Origin of the sequence: Cognaticolwellia mytili (assembly GCF_002104475.1) — a bacterium.
GTDB lineage: Bacteria > Pseudomonadota > Gammaproteobacteria > Enterobacterales > Alteromonadaceae > Cognaticolwellia > Cognaticolwellia mytili.
The window spans coordinates 120,634-134,898 of record NZ_NBOF01000002.1; the positions used below are offsets into that span (position 1 = coordinate 120,634).

The following is a 14,265-nucleotide window of genomic DNA, read 5'->3' on the forward strand; positions in this document are numbered from 1 at the left end:
AAATTTTTTTGATATGTCTAACCCGTAAGTTCGAAGCTTTCTATTATTTAATTCCTTGAAGCTATTTTTAAATTTGTTACCCGTTATTTATAAATTCTAGTTTTTCCACTATCTAAACTCTGTCATGATAGCAGTGATTTAAAACATGTCTTATTACAGAGTAATTATTGAAAATGAGCATAACTAAAAGACAATTCGATTTATTACACGCCATGGGAATAACTGTGTGGCAAAGGCGAGACTTACCTGCTCATGTATACCAGTCTGCACCAATAAGTGATGAAAGTACTACTAACACTAACGAAACTAAAAACAAGCAAATACCAACGAATAATGATGAATTAACTCAATCGCTAGCAACTACTGAAGTTATTAGTATCGATTTACAAGAATTACTCAACCAACAGCTCTTTAGAGATGTTATTCAATGTTTGGGTGTAAGCCGAGCTGACTTATCTGTTCAAAATAATCAAATTGATTTAGGCCTGATCAATTGGCAATTAAGCAAAGGTGATCAAATTGAATTTAGCCATAATTGTCTAATAACTCCCGATTTAAATACCATTGCTAATTCAGCACAGTTGAAGAAGTCGCTTTGGCAATCAATAGGATCTTTAAGCTCGACATGAATCAAAAAACAAACAACCTTTTTACGCCGATCAGCCAAGACAGTGTTGATGAACTGATGATTATTGAACTCGCTTGCCATCCACATCCATGGAGTGAAAAAACATTTCGCAGCTGTATTGATGGCCGCTACTTTGGCAAGTATTTAACAGTTAGCGATAACGCCGTCGGTTTTTATGTTGGCGAGCACGTTGCGGGGGAATCAACCTTAATGGATATATGTGTTGCACCAGAGCAACAAGGTAATGGCCATGGTAAAACCCTGTTATTACAATTTATTTATCACTGTAAAATGTTAAATACAGAGAAAATCTTTCTAGAAGTGCGAGCAAAAAATATTAGTGCACAAATGCTATATATCAACCAAGGTTTTACCGAGATATCGCGTAGAACAGGGTATTACCCAAGTAACACTGGCTTTGGTTATGAAGATGCGATAGTAATGTCTAAAAAGCTTTAAACTACAAAAAGCCTATCCCCAAGTCCGTTAAAGATGAACTTGGGGACAGCGCTAAAAACTAGTTAACCTCAACTCGGTTTAATGGATGTCATAATTCATTGATAAGGAAGGCTTTTGATGAATCCTCTATTTCCAATGGTGATAGTTAAGTGGATATCAAAACGTTTATGTATCCGAATAGCGAGCTATTTGGTACATCAACAACGTAGATAGGCAATTAAATAGCTTTATTGGATGGCATTGCTTAAGCCGAACTGAGGTTAGTTAACCTGAAAGTTTCGACTAACCCCTGTATAAGACTTTATGCTGCCACTAAATGGCTTTTTCTCATGGCCATAATGAACCAATCTATAATCCCCTGCCTTTACATTATTTGGAATATGCCATTCAATCGTGACTTGACTTGTGCCCCAAAAACCGTCTATTCGCTGCCAATGATAACGAGTTTCCCAGTCATTATCATTTAACACCGTCTTCCATGTATTCCCGATCAACTGTTGTACAGCCAAAAAACTGCCCATTGTATTCAAGTTATTTTTCGGATGACCTGACCAAAAAGTAGCCTTGGCAATCTCACCAGCACTATATTGACGTCTTGGTTGATTAACTACCTGCCCTATTGATTTAAAAATTGGTGCTTGATCATGCACAACACCCGTTTGAAAATTAAGTTGACTATCAGCAAGCTCTCTCAAAGTCGGTTCATTTTCAGGGAACTCTGGCGCGATATCAGTTGCTAGACTATTCGCTAAGCGCTTAAATGACTGCTGATAAGCCGCTAATGTCCATGGTCCAAAGTGCGTTGACCCCCCTTCATAATGTTGCACATCATATTCTTCTTTTGTTGTAACATAACCAGAATATGCATTCGCATAACCAGCGACTACCAGATGATTTATCCCTGTGCCATCAACCGTCGCCACTGTATTTTTCAAACGACGACCAGCGGTTATTGTAAACTCACCGGGTACCGCTAAAAGACCCAATTGACCTATTTTAATGATAGAAACAGGTAAAACGTCAGGGCTCCACGGGTAAGGTTGAAAGTTTCCTTGCGCAACAAGAATAGGTTTTGGCAAATGACATTCAGCCTGTTCAGCCGTTGGCTGACTGAGTACCCACGTGATAACAGACCAAAAGGGGTTTGAATTTAAGTCACCTTCACTAAAAAAATCTAAACCTCGCCCGTCTTCCGTTCCGGCACCAAAAGCCGTACCTAAAGCCGCTTTGCATGTCGATTTCGCCACACCATCAGTGAATTCAGCACCAACGGTTTGAGCTGAAAAGTCAACATGGCGATGGCGAAAGTCAATATCCCCTGTCACTTTTTCTGAGGCGCTATTATATAAACTAACGGCTTTATCATACTGTCTTTGTCCGATAATTTTAGTACTGCTTAATGGGTCACTCGCAGGGCCAGTACCATCTAAATTAAGGTTTGGTGTCATATCACCAGCATTACTTTGTGCAAAAGCAGCAACAAAGTCATCATTATCGCGGTAATTAGAGTTTTTTAATTTCTTTTCAAATAGGTATTGCGCATAACCTTTATTATCAGAAGTCAATAAGGTATTAGTTTTTGGCATTGATACGCCATGCGTTGCAAACCAATTGATCATGCCAACTTCATGGCCATTTTGCGTAAACTTTAATACCGTCATCTCAGGATCAATGCTCGAAGTATTTCCGCTTTCAGGATTACTATTAAACGCTTCTATAGAGCGATTAATGCTCGCTGTTGTTAAGTCACCCTTATTTAGATATAAGCTGCCGGGTTTAAGATCGTTATGTGCTTTAACAATAGCTTGATAGATACCATCAACAATTACATCATAATTTTGCTTAATAAATCCTAAAACGGTTACATTATAAAGGGCATAGTTTGAATGTCCGCCAGCTGAACCATGGGTATGCGTTGCGCTTAATATAATATTATCTTCATGGTAAAGACCGTTATATTTATTTTTTAACTTTGCTACAACTCCTTGTGTAATAGATTGAAATACTGCACCTTGGTCAACATTGACGAAAACTACTCGCTTGCCATTCGGCTCCGCAACAACAAACGCACGTGCCCACTGCCTGTCGAGTATACCTGAGGTTTTTTGATTTAGTTCTGCATACCCCATCATGCCGACTTCTGCGGCAGGTCCCGTTACATCATGGATGCCACGCCCGACAAGGTAATTGTCACTAGCTAAAGAGTAGAAGCTGGCTAAGCACCATGTGGTTGCTATGGCCAGTCGAGTCATAATTTTTTTAATCACTGTAAAATCCCTATATTATTATTTTTAAGTTTGGGAGACTTTAACCATTACTTTTTGCGCGTAGTTTAAATACTTAGACAGATTTTTTGTCGTCAGATTCATAATCACTCATGTGTTAAAGCTCTAGAAATCCAACCAGCGGCGCTATAACCGCTAATATTGCTAATGAATTTCATTATTTTAGAGTAGGCCACACTCTAAATCGCTTTATTTTTATACAACTATTTCGTCTGAATGTCTACAACTGGTCGATGGTCTAATGACTAAAAAACAATCACCGTAATTAAAACACCTTCAGCATCCGCCGCTAGTATTGAATAATCAGAACTAAGCTTTACCTTTGGGTAAAGTGTGCATGAATGCACTAATGTTTAGAAAAGCTGGATGCCTGAAAAAGAGCTTAATATCGACGTTCGTTCACATCAACCTACATGGATTTATTAGCGCCAAAGAATCATGGATGACTATAAACGGCCATATGGTCACGACATTACATATATGGATGTACTAAGGCCTCGAAAAACAGGATGTCAGGGGAGGCCTGAATATCGTCGTTCTTTCACATCGACATACATGGATGTATTAATGCCGAGGAGTCATGGATGACTATGAACGGCCATGTGACCATGACATACCATTCGTCCTGAATATAAAAAGCCGAGCATTTAGCTCGGCTTTTTGATGTTTAAAACTTCAGCTTATAATTAGGCTCTACCAGTTTTCAACACCTTTCATATCTGGTAATTCATGTGCGATGCCTTTATGACAATCAATACAAGTTTTCTCTCCCGATGCGAGAGCGTCTGAGTGCATTTTCACACTACGATTACCCTGTTCGGTGAAGTCCATATACTCAAAGTTATGGCAGTTGCGACACTCTAGTGAATCGTTATCTTTCATACGCTTCCACTCTCGTTCAGCCATAGAACGGCGATGATCAACAAACTCTTCACGAGTGTCAATCAGGCCAGTTAGAGCTCCCCAAACCTCTTTACTCGCGGCAATTTTACGAACAATTTTATCAGTCCATTTTTTCGGCACATGACAATCAGGACAAGTAGCACGAACACCAGAACGGTTGGCATAGTGAATAGTTTCTTTATACTCTTGATAAACATTGTCTTGCATTTCATGACAACCAATACAGAACTCTTCAGTGTTAGTCACTTCCAGTGCGGTATTAAAACCGCCCCAAAAGATAACCCCACCTGCGAAACCAATGGCAAGAATTAACCACATAGCCGCGCTGCTTGGCGATTTTAAAAACGTCCAAAAATTTTTTAGCATGTTATACCCCTTATTATCGCCACTGTTTATTCATTATTTAATGAATCAACGGGTTTAAAGGTATTCTCTACCAGTGGTGCTGCATCGGCTTGAGTTACATGGCACTGTAAGCAAAAATAGCGACGAGGCGATACATCTGATAGTGTTTTACCATCACGAGTCTCAAAATGCGTTAAACTAATTTTTGTCGCACCTGTCTCTCTTGCATATTTCCAGCTATGGCAATTTAAACATTTATTGCTATTTAGGTCGACACGATACCCTCTAGTTTGATGAGGAACTACAGGAGGCTGATGTACATAGTTACGCTTAATTGGGCTTCTATCTTTAGGTACTCGTTTTAATGCTTCCGGTTTTTTAGTTTCGTCAAGTGTTGCCGCACCACGAATAGTTGCTAAACCACCAGGGTTTACTTCTTCAGCTAACGATGAACTCGCTAGAAATGTTCCCAATATGATTATTATAATCGGTAATATTCTCATTGTTTTACCTCCGCCTTAATAGGCAATCTTGTCGTTATTTTAAAAACATCTTGTGAACACACGTCAATACAACGTGCACAATTTGTACAATCAGCTGATGATATCATTGGACCAAAGCCCTTATTCTCACCAAACAATGGCATTTTAAGCACCTCTGGCTCTGGACAAACAGTAAAGCAGTCCATGCATTTATCACATTTTTCACGCTGATATGCTGATACTTTGATTGGGCTATATCGACCTACAAGGTTATAAAAAGCACCTAATGGACAAATATGACCGCACCAGCCATGCTCTACGAGCAATAAATCAAATAAGAAAATGCCAAGTATCACTATCCAACCTAGTCCCATACCAAAAATAATACCGCGATGCAGCATCGATACAGGGTTAATCAGTTCCCATGCCATTGTCCCTAATAACACGGGTAATACTAATGACATAGCCAACACCCAAAAGCGTGTTTTTCGAGATAACTTTGTTGACGTTCTAATTTTTAATTTTCTACGCAACCAATGTGCGCTATCAGTAATTATGTTTACAGGACAGACCCAAGAGCAAAAAAAGCGTCCACCAAAAATAAAGTAAAAAGCTAATACAATAAGTGCACCTAAAATAGCCGTTAACTCTGGAATATGCCCTGCAGCAAATGCTTGTAAAAGCATAAAAGGGTCTGTCATTGGAACAACATCCAACAACAAGCTTGAACTTAAATTCCCTTTAATTATCCAGATACTATATAAAGGGCCTAGTAAAAATAGTGATAAGATCCCTATTTGACTTAACCGCCTTAAAAGTAAATATTTATGTGCGCCTAACCAACCTTTTTGTTCTATAGCTTCTTGACCTACTGACGCTTTCATAATGAGCCTCCGTCAGGTAGTCGATCAGGTAAATCAAGTACTTCATCAATTAATGAACCGCCAGCATTATCTTTTTCAATCCAACCCCAACGGTAATGATGGCCTAACTCACCTTTCGCTATTTCTCTTGGTAGTATTTTTATCGCAGCTTCTTCTAACGGACATGCATGCTCACATTTTCCACAACCCGTACATACATCTGAATGTACGGTTGGAATAAACATTGCGTGATGTCCTGTGCGTGTATTGCGTTCCAACTCCAAGGTAATCGCTTCATCAATCAACGGGCATACCCGGTGACAAATATCGCAACGTAATCCTTGAACGTTAAGACAAGTTTCTCTGTCAATAAGAACGGCGACCCCCATTTTCGCATCATTAATTGATTCCAGTTCAGGTGAAATAGCCCCTGTTGGACATGCAGTTTGGCAAGGTATATCCTCACACATTTCGCACGGAATCAAGCTTGCATCAAAATAAGGTGTTCCCGTTGTTACCGGCTCGAACATTCTGCCTAACTTCAGTGTGTCGTAAGGACAAGCCTCAACACACAGACCACAGCGCACACATGCTGCTAAAAAGTCTTCTTCTGCTAATGCTCCCGGTGGACGTAAACATTGAGCTGACAAACTCTGTGATTGCTTAGCATAGCCAGCAAGTCCGAGCCCTAATAAACTTGAACCACAAACGCCACGTCCAGCATCAGTAATAAACTGGCGTCTAGAAATCGTTCTTGGTTTTCGAATATTGTCAGCTGTCATGTTACGTTCCTACTACTACGTCATGTTTATTCAGTAATAAAACCAGAGTAATGCCCTTAAACTTTAACTATTTTCACAGCACACTTTTTGTAATCCGTTTCTTTTGAAAGCGGATCAGTTGCATCAAGCGTTAGTTTATTAGTTAATTGTTTCGCATCGAACCAAGGCATAAATACTAGTCCTTTAGGTGGACGATTACGCCCTCTCGTTTCAACACGTGTTTTAACTTCACCGCGACGAGACTGAATTAAACATTCTTCACCACGACGTAGTCCGCGCTCTTTGGCATCATCTGGGTGCATAAAAATTACAGCATCAGGGAAAGCTTTGTGCAGCTCTGGAACACGTGCGGTCATTGAACCTGAATGCCAATGTTCTAGCACACGTCCAGTACTTAACCATAAGTCGTATTCTGCATCTGGTGACTCAGCTGGCGGCTCATAAGGTAGCGCAAAAATCACGGCTTTGTTATCAGGTTTGCCGTAGAATTGTACTTCACTTCCTTTCTCAACATATGAATCGTAACCTTCACGGAAACGCCATAATGTTTCTTTACCGTCAACAACAGGCCAACGTAAACCACGAGCTTCATGATAACGATCAAAATCAGCTAAATCATGGCCATGGCCACGGCCAAATCCTGCATATTCTTCAAACAAACCTTTTTGTACATAAAAACCAAAATCTTCAGCTTCTTGGTTACTATCACCTTTACAGTCTGATGTTGGGAATTTGTCGACTTGGCCATTTGCATAAAGTATGTCGTATAGTGTTTTACCGCGATATTCAGGCATTTTAGCGATTAACTCTTCAGGCCAGACTTCTTCAACCTTAAAGCGCTTTGAAAACTCGACTAGTTGCCATAAATCAGAGCGTGACTCTCCTGGAGCTTGTACTTGTTGATGCCAGAATTGTGTACGACGCTCAGCATTACCGTATGCACCTTCTTTTTCCACCCACATTGCTGTTGGTAAAATCAAATCTGCAGCTTGTGCGGTTACCGTTGGGTACGGATCAGAAACCACAATGAAGTTTTCTGGATTACGGTATCCAGGTAAAACCTCTTCATTGATGTTAGCTGCAGCCTGCACATTATTCGTACACTGGACCCAGTAAGCATTAAGCTTGCCGTCTTTAAGCATACGATTCTGCAGTACAGCATGATACCCTGGCTTAGGTGGAATAGTACCTTCTGGTAATTTCCATGCTTTTTCAGTAAAAGCTCTGTGTTTAGGGTTTTTAACTACTAAATCTGCTGGTAATCGATGAGAAAATGTCCCTACTTCACGAGCAGTACCACATGCAGAAGGTTGACCGGTTAATGAAAATGGGCTATTACCAGGCTCAGAGATTTTACCAACAAGTAAATGTACGTTGTACATTAAATTATTAGCCCATACACCACGTGTATGTTGGTTAAAGCCCATAGTCCAAAGAGACATAACTTTTACTTTAGGGTCAGCGTAAGTTTTAGCTAATTCAATTAAATTCGCTTCTGGAACACCTGAAAGTTTGGAAACAGACTCTACGGTATAAGTGCTAACAAATTTAGCAAAAGCTTCAAAGCTCATCGGCTTAGATCCGCCCTTACCAGGGTTTTTCGCGGCTTTTTCTAATGGATGCGTTGGACGTAAGCCATAACCAATATCAGTCACACCTTCACGAACATTAACGTGCTTCTTCATGAAATCTTCGTTAACAGCATTATTTTGAATAATGTAATTTGCAATGAAGTTTAAAATAGCTAAATCAGTTTGCGGGGTGAAAACCATACCATTATCAGCTAACTCAAAACTACGGTGTTTATAAGTAGATAACACGTTCACTTTAACATGCGGAGCACTTAAGCGACGGTCGGTTAAACGAGACCATAAAATAGGGTGCATTTCGGCCATGTTAGAACCCCAAAGCACGAATGCATCAGCGTGTTCTAAATCATCGTAACAACCCATAGGTTCGTCGATACCGAAGGTACGCATAAAACCACCAACAGCAGAAGCCATACAGTGACGTGCATTTGGGTCGATGTTATTTGAACGGAAACCTGCTTTCATCAATTTAGATGCAGCATAACCTTCCCAGACAGTCCATTGACCCGAGCCAAACATACCAACTGAAGTAGGGCCTTTTTTCTTAATTGCCGCTTTAAATTTATCAGCCATGACGTCAAAAGCTTTATCCCAGCTTACTGGCGTAAAATCACCTTCTTTATCAAATTCACCATCGGTCATTCTTAATAAAGGCTGAGTTAAGCGATCTTTTCCGTACATGATTTTGGATAAAAAATATCCTTTTATGCAGTTAAGACCTTTGTTAACTGGTGCATCTGGATCACCTTGAGTCGCCACCACTTTACCATGCTGCGTTCCTACTAACACACTACAACCGGTACCACAAAATCGACAGGGTGCTTTGTCCCATTTAATCGCGCTATCAGATGATTTTGCGATCAAGTTTGCAGCTGAACTAGGTACAGCTACCCCTGCAACCACTGCTGTAGCAGCGATAGCATTGGCTTTGATGAAATCACGCCTTGTAAAACTCATAGTTTCTCCCCCTGATGCTGGGGTAGTCCAGCGTCATTGTGATGAAATATTAATGATGATGAAATGACACCAGGCACATTGCCCATGTCAGTAATTGTTTCAATAATGCGGCCTGATGGTTTCTTTTCACCTTCAAGCCCTTCAATAGTAACGACTAAGCTACCATTCTCACCCTTTACATGAACTTCAGCGCCGGGAAATTCTCCCAGCGCATCAGCCACTGTATCCGCTTTTTCTGGATGAGCCATAAACATGACTCCAGCAATATTCACGGGGCTTTCTTCTAAAAGATTAATCATATACTGCCCTCTTAATTCAAATACTATTCTCTGAAATTTATAAAATCTTCATTCGTAGATTATTCAGTTGGTTTCGCACCAAATGTTTTTAAAATAATCACAGCGACAATAGCCGTTGCAACAAAACCAAATAAAAAGATAAATGGCATTGAGGAGTACCCCAAAACATTCCAAATTAATTGTTCTAATTCACTCATTTTGTACTCCTAAAAGAGACGTTGATAGTTTAATTGCAGACTCTGGACAAACGGAAACACACGCCCCACAACCACTACAATCAGCCAGAATTATGTTAGGTTGAGGCACTGACGCTTGAAGGTACTTGAAAACAATAGCTTCTGTCTCACAGCTATCTTGACAAATTTGACAATGTACTTGCTTCGTTGCCAAGCAATCCGATTTTATTTCAATATTAAGTTGCCAAGGAGCAACATCAAAAGTAGTAAATAATGGTTCTTCACAAACACCGACACACTTTTGACAAAATGTGCACTCCCCTAATGAGAAATCTATTTCAGGAAAGCCACCATCACCTTTAATAATTATGTTTTCTTCACAAGCACTTTCGCATTTACCACATTGTGTACAGCCGCGAGTGAAAAGGGTTTCGTCAGCTGTCCAAGGTAGCCTAACGGCTGGGGGCGTTGAAACTTTTTTTGCTCGCATAAAATTGCGACGACGTAAATCAACCATGGAAACCTATTACTACATTTATCAGTAAGGCTTAATGCCTACTAAAACTTGTCGGTGCTGAAATATCATGCGCCGACAATACAATATCTATACACCAAATAACTTGATATAAATCAAACAATTTAAGTACGTTACAAATAAAACCCTATCTTTATTAAGGTCAACATTTGGAAAACAAAAATCAAATAATATAAAGCATAGACTATCCCTTGTTTTTTAATCATTTTTTGTTTTATTTTATCGAAAATAATAAGCCATTTCTTTTTTATAGTCTAATAACAAAAAAAGACCAACTATGTGGTCTTTTTAAACTCAATTGCTAATGATTCTTATTTGGAAACTTCAATGCGTTCAATGAGATGAAAAACTTTGTCAGAATTTTTTTCCATTCGAAAATCAAGTTGCACAACAAGCCCTGATTTTGCCATGTTATTCTTCGAACCATACTGCCATTTTTCTAGCGCATCAATGGCAACTTTATTGAAAATATTTTCAGGCTCCGCAGCAACAACACGAATGTTATTTGTCATACCATGACTATCAACATCGAATTTAAGCAGAACAGCCCCTTCAACACCGTCTTTTGCTGCTTGAATTGGGTACTTGGGCTCAATTCGCATTACTGGGTATACAGTGTTAACCGTTTTAAGATGCTTATTAGCTGAATCACCACCTTGACCCTGTTGCCCAACATGGCCAGCATAACTAACACTCGTCATAAGCGCGGCAATCAATAAGCCATATAGTGTCAATGTAGGCTTGCCAAACACTTTACTATTCTTAATTTGCGTTATTCTTTCCAACATAACTTTTTTATCTCCATATTCATTAAACGATAAGTGAGCAAAAGCAAATCGTTGCTTTTGTTGTGCGGTGATGAGCAATGCTCGACTGTAGTTAATCCTGCTATCCAACTGCTTGCGCGCCAGAGTAGTTTGATCACAGGAAAGTTCTTGGTCACGGCGAAGCTTTATATAACCTAGCCACACCAGAGGGTGAAACCAAAACAGCGTAATAAACAAAAATGCTATCAGGTTCCAATAAATGTCATTGCGATCAAAATGACAAATTTCGTGGGCAACAATAAGCTCTTGCTGCTCTTTATTATAAATGGTGGAAAAATTGCTAGGCAGCAGCAATAAAGGTTTTATCAAGCCAGTTAACATCGGGCTTTCTACCTGCTCACTTATCACCAAAGTCAACCTTCGTTGTTCAAGCCATGGTTCAATGTCAGAGTTGATAGTATTATCTAGCAACTTTGTATTTGTTAAGGTCGAAGCTGATAATGCACGATTAAACTGCCAGTGTTTTATTATCAAACAAAATATTAAAGTAAGCGTAATACCAAGACTAAATGTCATCAGCCAATTGATACCATTTACTTGTGAAAGCGTTTGCGCCGAAGTAACCAAAACACGGTCAATATTGCTGCTTGTGTTATTAATTGCATTGGAAAAAAAAACAGTAGGTAGTAATTGATAAATGGCCAATGCTAATGGCACTGAAAGCCAGGTTACGTAGGTAATATTAGCGCCACAATATTTCAATAATAATGGACGAAAAAGTAATATAAAGCTCAATACTATGGTCAACGGAATGATGGTATTGAGCACCACTTCGAATATCAACTCAATCATGCTCATTTTCCCATTGGTCAATAAGTGACTTCAGCGCTTCAACATCCTCTTTTTGAAGGCTTTTATTTTTTGCAAACCCCGCAACAAGTGGTGATACTTTGCCACTAAACAAGCGCTCAATTAAGCTTTGACTCGCTTCTGTAGTGTAGTCTTCTCGTGCAAACAAAGGCGAGTACAAGTAACGACGTTGCTCTTTTATAAAGCTTACAGCTTGTTTTTTCACTAAACGGTTAAGTAAAGTTTTTACTGTTTTCTCATGCCATGTTTTTTTCTCATTTAAACGTAAAACAATATCACTTGCCGCCGCTGGATATGTCTGCCATAGCACTTCTAGCACTTCAAATTCAGCCTTGCTGATATCAGTCATTTTCTGTTCCATAAGCCCTCTTGCTATAACATAACGATAATAAATAGTAGAATAAACACATTGATTACGTCCGTAATCAACAACTAAAGAATTACACCTGTAATCAATAAAGTCAAGGTTCTACACTTGAATATTTCTATAACGATATGAAGAAATAAAAAATAAAGCACATTTCCAACATATTATTACTGCCCTTAGCATGACTTTTCGCTATAATGTTGCGCTCTTAAATTTTAGTTATTCTTCATCCACTTTAAACAGGTAATTTGCATGTCTGTACAACAGCAGGAAGTCGATTTACGTCGCACCTTCGCTATTATTAGTCACCCTGATGCGGGTAAAACTACGATCACTGAAAAAGTATTACTTTTTGGCCAAGCTTTACAAAAAGCAGGTACGGTAAAAGGTAAGAAATCTGGTCAACATGCAAAATCTGACTGGATGGAAATGGAAAAAGATCGTGGTATTTCCATCACCACCTCGGTGATGCAGTTCCCTTACGACAATTGTTTAGTTAACTTACTAGATACTCCAGGTCATGAAGATTTCTCGGAAGATACTTACCGTACATTGACGGCAGTAGATTCATGTTTAATGGTTATTGACGTTGCTAAAGGTGTTGAAGCTCGAACCATTAAACTAATGGAAGTTACACGCTTGCGTGATACGCCAATCATCACTTTCATGAACAAAATGGACCGCGATGTTCGTGACCCAATGGAAGTCATGGATGAAGTTGAAGACGTATTAAAAATAAAATGTGCACCTATTACTTGGCCAATCGGCATGGGTAAAGAGTTTAAGGGTGTTTATAACATTTTAACCGATGAGATATTTTTATATCAAACAGGTCAAGGTCATACGATTCAAGAAAAACGTATAATTAAAGGCATAGACAATCCTGAACTAGATACAGTCATAGGTAGCTACGCAGAAGATTTACGAGAAGAACTAGAACTTGTTATTGGTGCTTCGCATGAGTTTAATCATGAAGAATTTTTAAATGGTGAGTTAACGCCAGTGTTTTTCGGTACCGCATTAGGTAACTTTGGTGTTGACCATATGCTTGACGGCTTAACAAAGTGGGCACCGAAGCCTTTGCCTCGTTTAACTGACACTCGCACAGTAAACGCAGAAGAAGAAAAGTTCTCCGGCTTTGTTTTTAAAATTCAAGCCAATATGGATCCAAAACATCGTGACCGTATTGCCTTTATGCGTATTTGTTCAGGAAAATACGAGAAAGGCATGAAGATGAAACAGGTTCGTATCGGCAAAGACGTTAAAATTGCTGATGCCGTAACCTTCATGGCTGGCGATCGTTCTAATGTAGAACAAGCATACGCTGGTGACATTATCGGTTTGCATAACCACGGTAGTATTCAAATTGGTGATACATTTACCGCCGGTGAAAACATGAAATTCAGTGGCATACCAAATTTCGCCCCTGAAATGTTCCGTCGTATTCGTCTGCGTGATCCACTTAAGGCTAAGCAATTACAAAAAGGCCTAATTCAGTTATCTGAAGAAGGTGCTGTACAGGTATTTAGACCTTTCAATTCCAACGATATGATTGTTGGCGCGGTAGGTGTATTGCAATTTGAAGTTGTCGTTCAGCGTTTAAAAACGGAATACAATGTTGATGCCATTTACGAGCCAATTAGCGTAGCAACAGCGCGCTGGTGTACTTGTGATGACGAGCGCACGTTAGAGCAATTTCAAAAGAAAGCCTACGACAACTTAGCATTAGATGGCGGCGACAACTTAACATATATCGCACCAACCATGGTGAATTTGAGCTTAGCGCAAGAGCGTCATCCTGACATTACGTTCCACAAAACACGTGAGCACTAGCCTGAACAGTTTGATGAAAAAACGTCGAACAAGTAACTTATACATAAGCGTAATAACTTAACTTACGCTTATACTCTCAAGTCACAATGTAACAGGCTTGAGTCAGCAACCCAAAAAGAGTTAAT

General features: G+C 39.4%; 14 protein-coding genes. 3 read left to right on the top strand and 11 right to left on the bottom strand.

Features of this window, described 5'->3' with window-relative positions; translation table 11 throughout:
* Positions 1 to 173 precede the first annotated feature (173 nt).
* Positions 174 to 629 (top strand): DNA polymerase III subunit psi, encoded by a 456-nt coding sequence (locus B7C41_RS05510; protein WP_085297807.1) that lies wholly within the window; start codon positions 174 to 176, stop codon positions 627 to 629.
* A complete protein-coding gene (gene rimI / locus B7C41_RS05515) occupies positions 626 to 1,087 on the top strand; it encodes a ribosomal protein S18-alanine N-acetyltransferase (protein WP_235839617.1) in 462 nt (153 codons plus the stop codon). Before B7C41_RS05510 ends, rimI begins: the two co-directional genes overlap by 4 nt.
* A gap of 260 nt (positions 1,088 to 1,347) precedes the next feature.
* Here rimI and B7C41_RS05520 read toward each other — a convergent pair whose 3' ends face one another.
* From B7C41_RS05520 to B7C41_RS05570, 11 genes are all read right to left on the bottom strand, one after another.
* Positions 1,348 to 3,354, bottom strand: a complete 2,007-nt coding sequence (locus B7C41_RS05520) for a neutral/alkaline ceramidase (RefSeq protein ID WP_085297808.1) — start codon at positions 3,352 to 3,354, stop codon at positions 1,348 to 1,350.
* Positions 3,355 to 4,065: 711 nt separating this feature from the next.
* Positions 4,066 to 4,641, bottom strand: a complete 576-nt coding sequence (locus tag B7C41_RS05525) for a NapC/NirT family cytochrome c (RefSeq protein WP_085297809.1) — start codon at positions 4,639 to 4,641, stop codon at positions 4,066 to 4,068.
* Positions 4,642 to 4,667: 26 nt separating this feature from the next.
* Complete coding sequence (locus tag B7C41_RS05530; RefSeq protein WP_085297810.1) at positions 4,668 to 5,123, bottom strand: nitrate reductase cytochrome c-type subunit; 456 nt, start codon at positions 5,121 to 5,123, stop codon at positions 4,668 to 4,670.
* Entirely contained in the window at positions 5,120 to 5,986 is an 867-nt protein-coding gene (gene napH / locus B7C41_RS05535; RefSeq protein ID WP_085297811.1) for a quinol dehydrogenase ferredoxin subunit NapH, read from the bottom strand. The genes B7C41_RS05530 and napH overlap by 4 nt, the downstream gene beginning before the upstream one ends.
* Positions 5,983 to 6,747 carry a ferredoxin-type protein NapG gene (gene napG, locus B7C41_RS05540; RefSeq protein WP_085297812.1) on the bottom strand — a complete coding sequence of 255 codons (765 nt, stop codon included), beginning with the start codon at positions 6,745 to 6,747 and terminating at the stop codon, positions 5,983 to 5,985. Before napG ends, napH begins: the two co-directional genes overlap by 4 nt.
* Positions 6,748 to 6,803: 56 nt before the next feature.
* Positions 6,804 to 9,293 carry a nitrate reductase catalytic subunit NapA gene (napA, locus tag B7C41_RS05545; protein ID WP_085297813.1) on the bottom strand — a complete coding sequence of 830 codons (2,490 nt, stop codon included), beginning with the start codon at positions 9,291 to 9,293 and terminating at the stop codon, positions 6,804 to 6,806.
* Positions 9,290 to 9,592 (bottom strand): chaperone NapD, encoded by a 303-nt coding sequence (locus tag B7C41_RS05550; RefSeq protein WP_085297814.1) that lies wholly within the window; start codon positions 9,590 to 9,592, stop codon positions 9,290 to 9,292. The genes napA and B7C41_RS05550 overlap by 4 nt, the downstream gene beginning before the upstream one ends.
* Before the next feature lie 59 nt (positions 9,593 to 9,651).
* A complete protein-coding gene (locus B7C41_RS05555) occupies positions 9,652 to 9,789 on the bottom strand; it encodes a TIGR02808 family protein (RefSeq protein ID WP_085297815.1) in 138 nt (45 codons plus the stop codon).
* Positions 9,782 to 10,285 carry a ferredoxin-type protein NapF gene (gene napF / locus B7C41_RS05560; RefSeq protein ID WP_085297816.1) on the bottom strand — a complete coding sequence of 168 codons (504 nt, stop codon included), beginning with the start codon at positions 10,283 to 10,285 and terminating at the stop codon, positions 9,782 to 9,784. The genes B7C41_RS05555 and napF overlap by 8 nt, the downstream gene beginning before the upstream one ends.
* A gap of 329 nt (positions 10,286 to 10,614) precedes the next feature.
* The gene (locus tag B7C41_RS05565; protein WP_158089088.1) at positions 10,615 to 11,922 is read right to left on the bottom strand and encodes a M56 family metallopeptidase; all 1,308 of its coding nucleotides are present in this window, start codon (positions 11,920 to 11,922) and stop codon (positions 10,615 to 10,617) included.
* On the bottom strand, positions 11,915 to 12,301 hold the full coding sequence (locus tag B7C41_RS05570) for a BlaI/MecI/CopY family transcriptional regulator (RefSeq protein ID WP_235839619.1): 387 nt from the start codon (positions 12,299 to 12,301) through the stop codon (positions 11,915 to 11,917). Before B7C41_RS05570 ends, B7C41_RS05565 begins: the two co-directional genes overlap by 8 nt.
* 258 nt (positions 12,302 to 12,559) lie before the next feature.
* Here B7C41_RS05570 and prfC point away from each other — a divergent pair, with 258 nt between their 5' ends.
* Positions 12,560 to 14,140 carry a peptide chain release factor 3 gene (gene prfC / locus B7C41_RS05575; protein ID WP_085297818.1) on the top strand — a complete coding sequence of 527 codons (1,581 nt, stop codon included), beginning with the start codon at positions 12,560 to 12,562 and terminating at the stop codon, positions 14,138 to 14,140.
* The last annotated feature ends 125 nt before the right edge of the window (positions 14,141 to 14,265 follow it).

What these genes read in the sequence shown, in the direction of transcription:
- B7C41_RS05555 (WP_085297815.1), bottom strand. Translation starts at nt 9,789, where the DNA reads ATGAGTGAATTAGAACAATTAATTTGGAATGTTTTGGGGTACTCCTCA.
- napG (WP_085297812.1), bottom strand. Translation starts at nt 6,747, where the DNA reads ATGACAGCTGACAATATTCGAAAACCAAGAACGATTTCTAGACGCCAG.
- B7C41_RS05565 (WP_158089088.1), bottom strand. Translation starts at nt 11,922, where the DNA reads ATGATTGAGTTGATATTCGAAGTGGTGCTCAATACCATCATTCCGTTG.
- B7C41_RS05570 (WP_235839619.1), bottom strand. Translation starts at nt 12,301, where the DNA reads ATGGAACAGAAAATGACTGATATCAGCAAGGCTGAATTTGAAGTGCTA.
- prfC (WP_085297818.1), top strand. Translation starts at nt 12,560, where the DNA reads ATGTCTGTACAACAGCAGGAAGTCGATTTACGTCGCACCTTCGCTATT.
- napA (WP_085297813.1), bottom strand. Translation starts at nt 9,293, where the DNA reads ATGAGTTTTACAAGGCGTGATTTCATCAAAGCCAATGCTATCGCTGCT.
- B7C41_RS05550 (WP_085297814.1), bottom strand. Translation starts at nt 9,592, where the DNA reads ATGATTAATCTTTTAGAAGAAAGCCCCGTGAATATTGCTGGAGTCATG.
- rimI (WP_235839617.1), top strand. Translation starts at nt 626, where the DNA reads ATGAATCAAAAAACAAACAACCTTTTTACGCCGATCAGCCAAGACAGT.
- B7C41_RS05510 (WP_085297807.1), top strand. Translation starts at nt 174, where the DNA reads ATGAGCATAACTAAAAGACAATTCGATTTATTACACGCCATGGGAATA.
- napH (WP_085297811.1), bottom strand. Translation starts at nt 5,986, where the DNA reads ATGAAAGCGTCAGTAGGTCAAGAAGCTATAGAACAAAAAGGTTGGTTA.
- napF (WP_085297816.1), bottom strand. Translation starts at nt 10,285, where the DNA reads ATGGTTGATTTACGTCGTCGCAATTTTATGCGAGCAAAAAAAGTTTCA.
- B7C41_RS05530 (WP_085297810.1), bottom strand. Translation starts at nt 5,123, where the DNA reads ATGAGAATATTACCGATTATAATAATCATATTGGGAACATTTCTAGCG.
- B7C41_RS05525 (WP_085297809.1), bottom strand. Translation starts at nt 4,641, where the DNA reads ATGCTAAAAAATTTTTGGACGTTTTTAAAATCGCCAAGCAGCGCGGCT.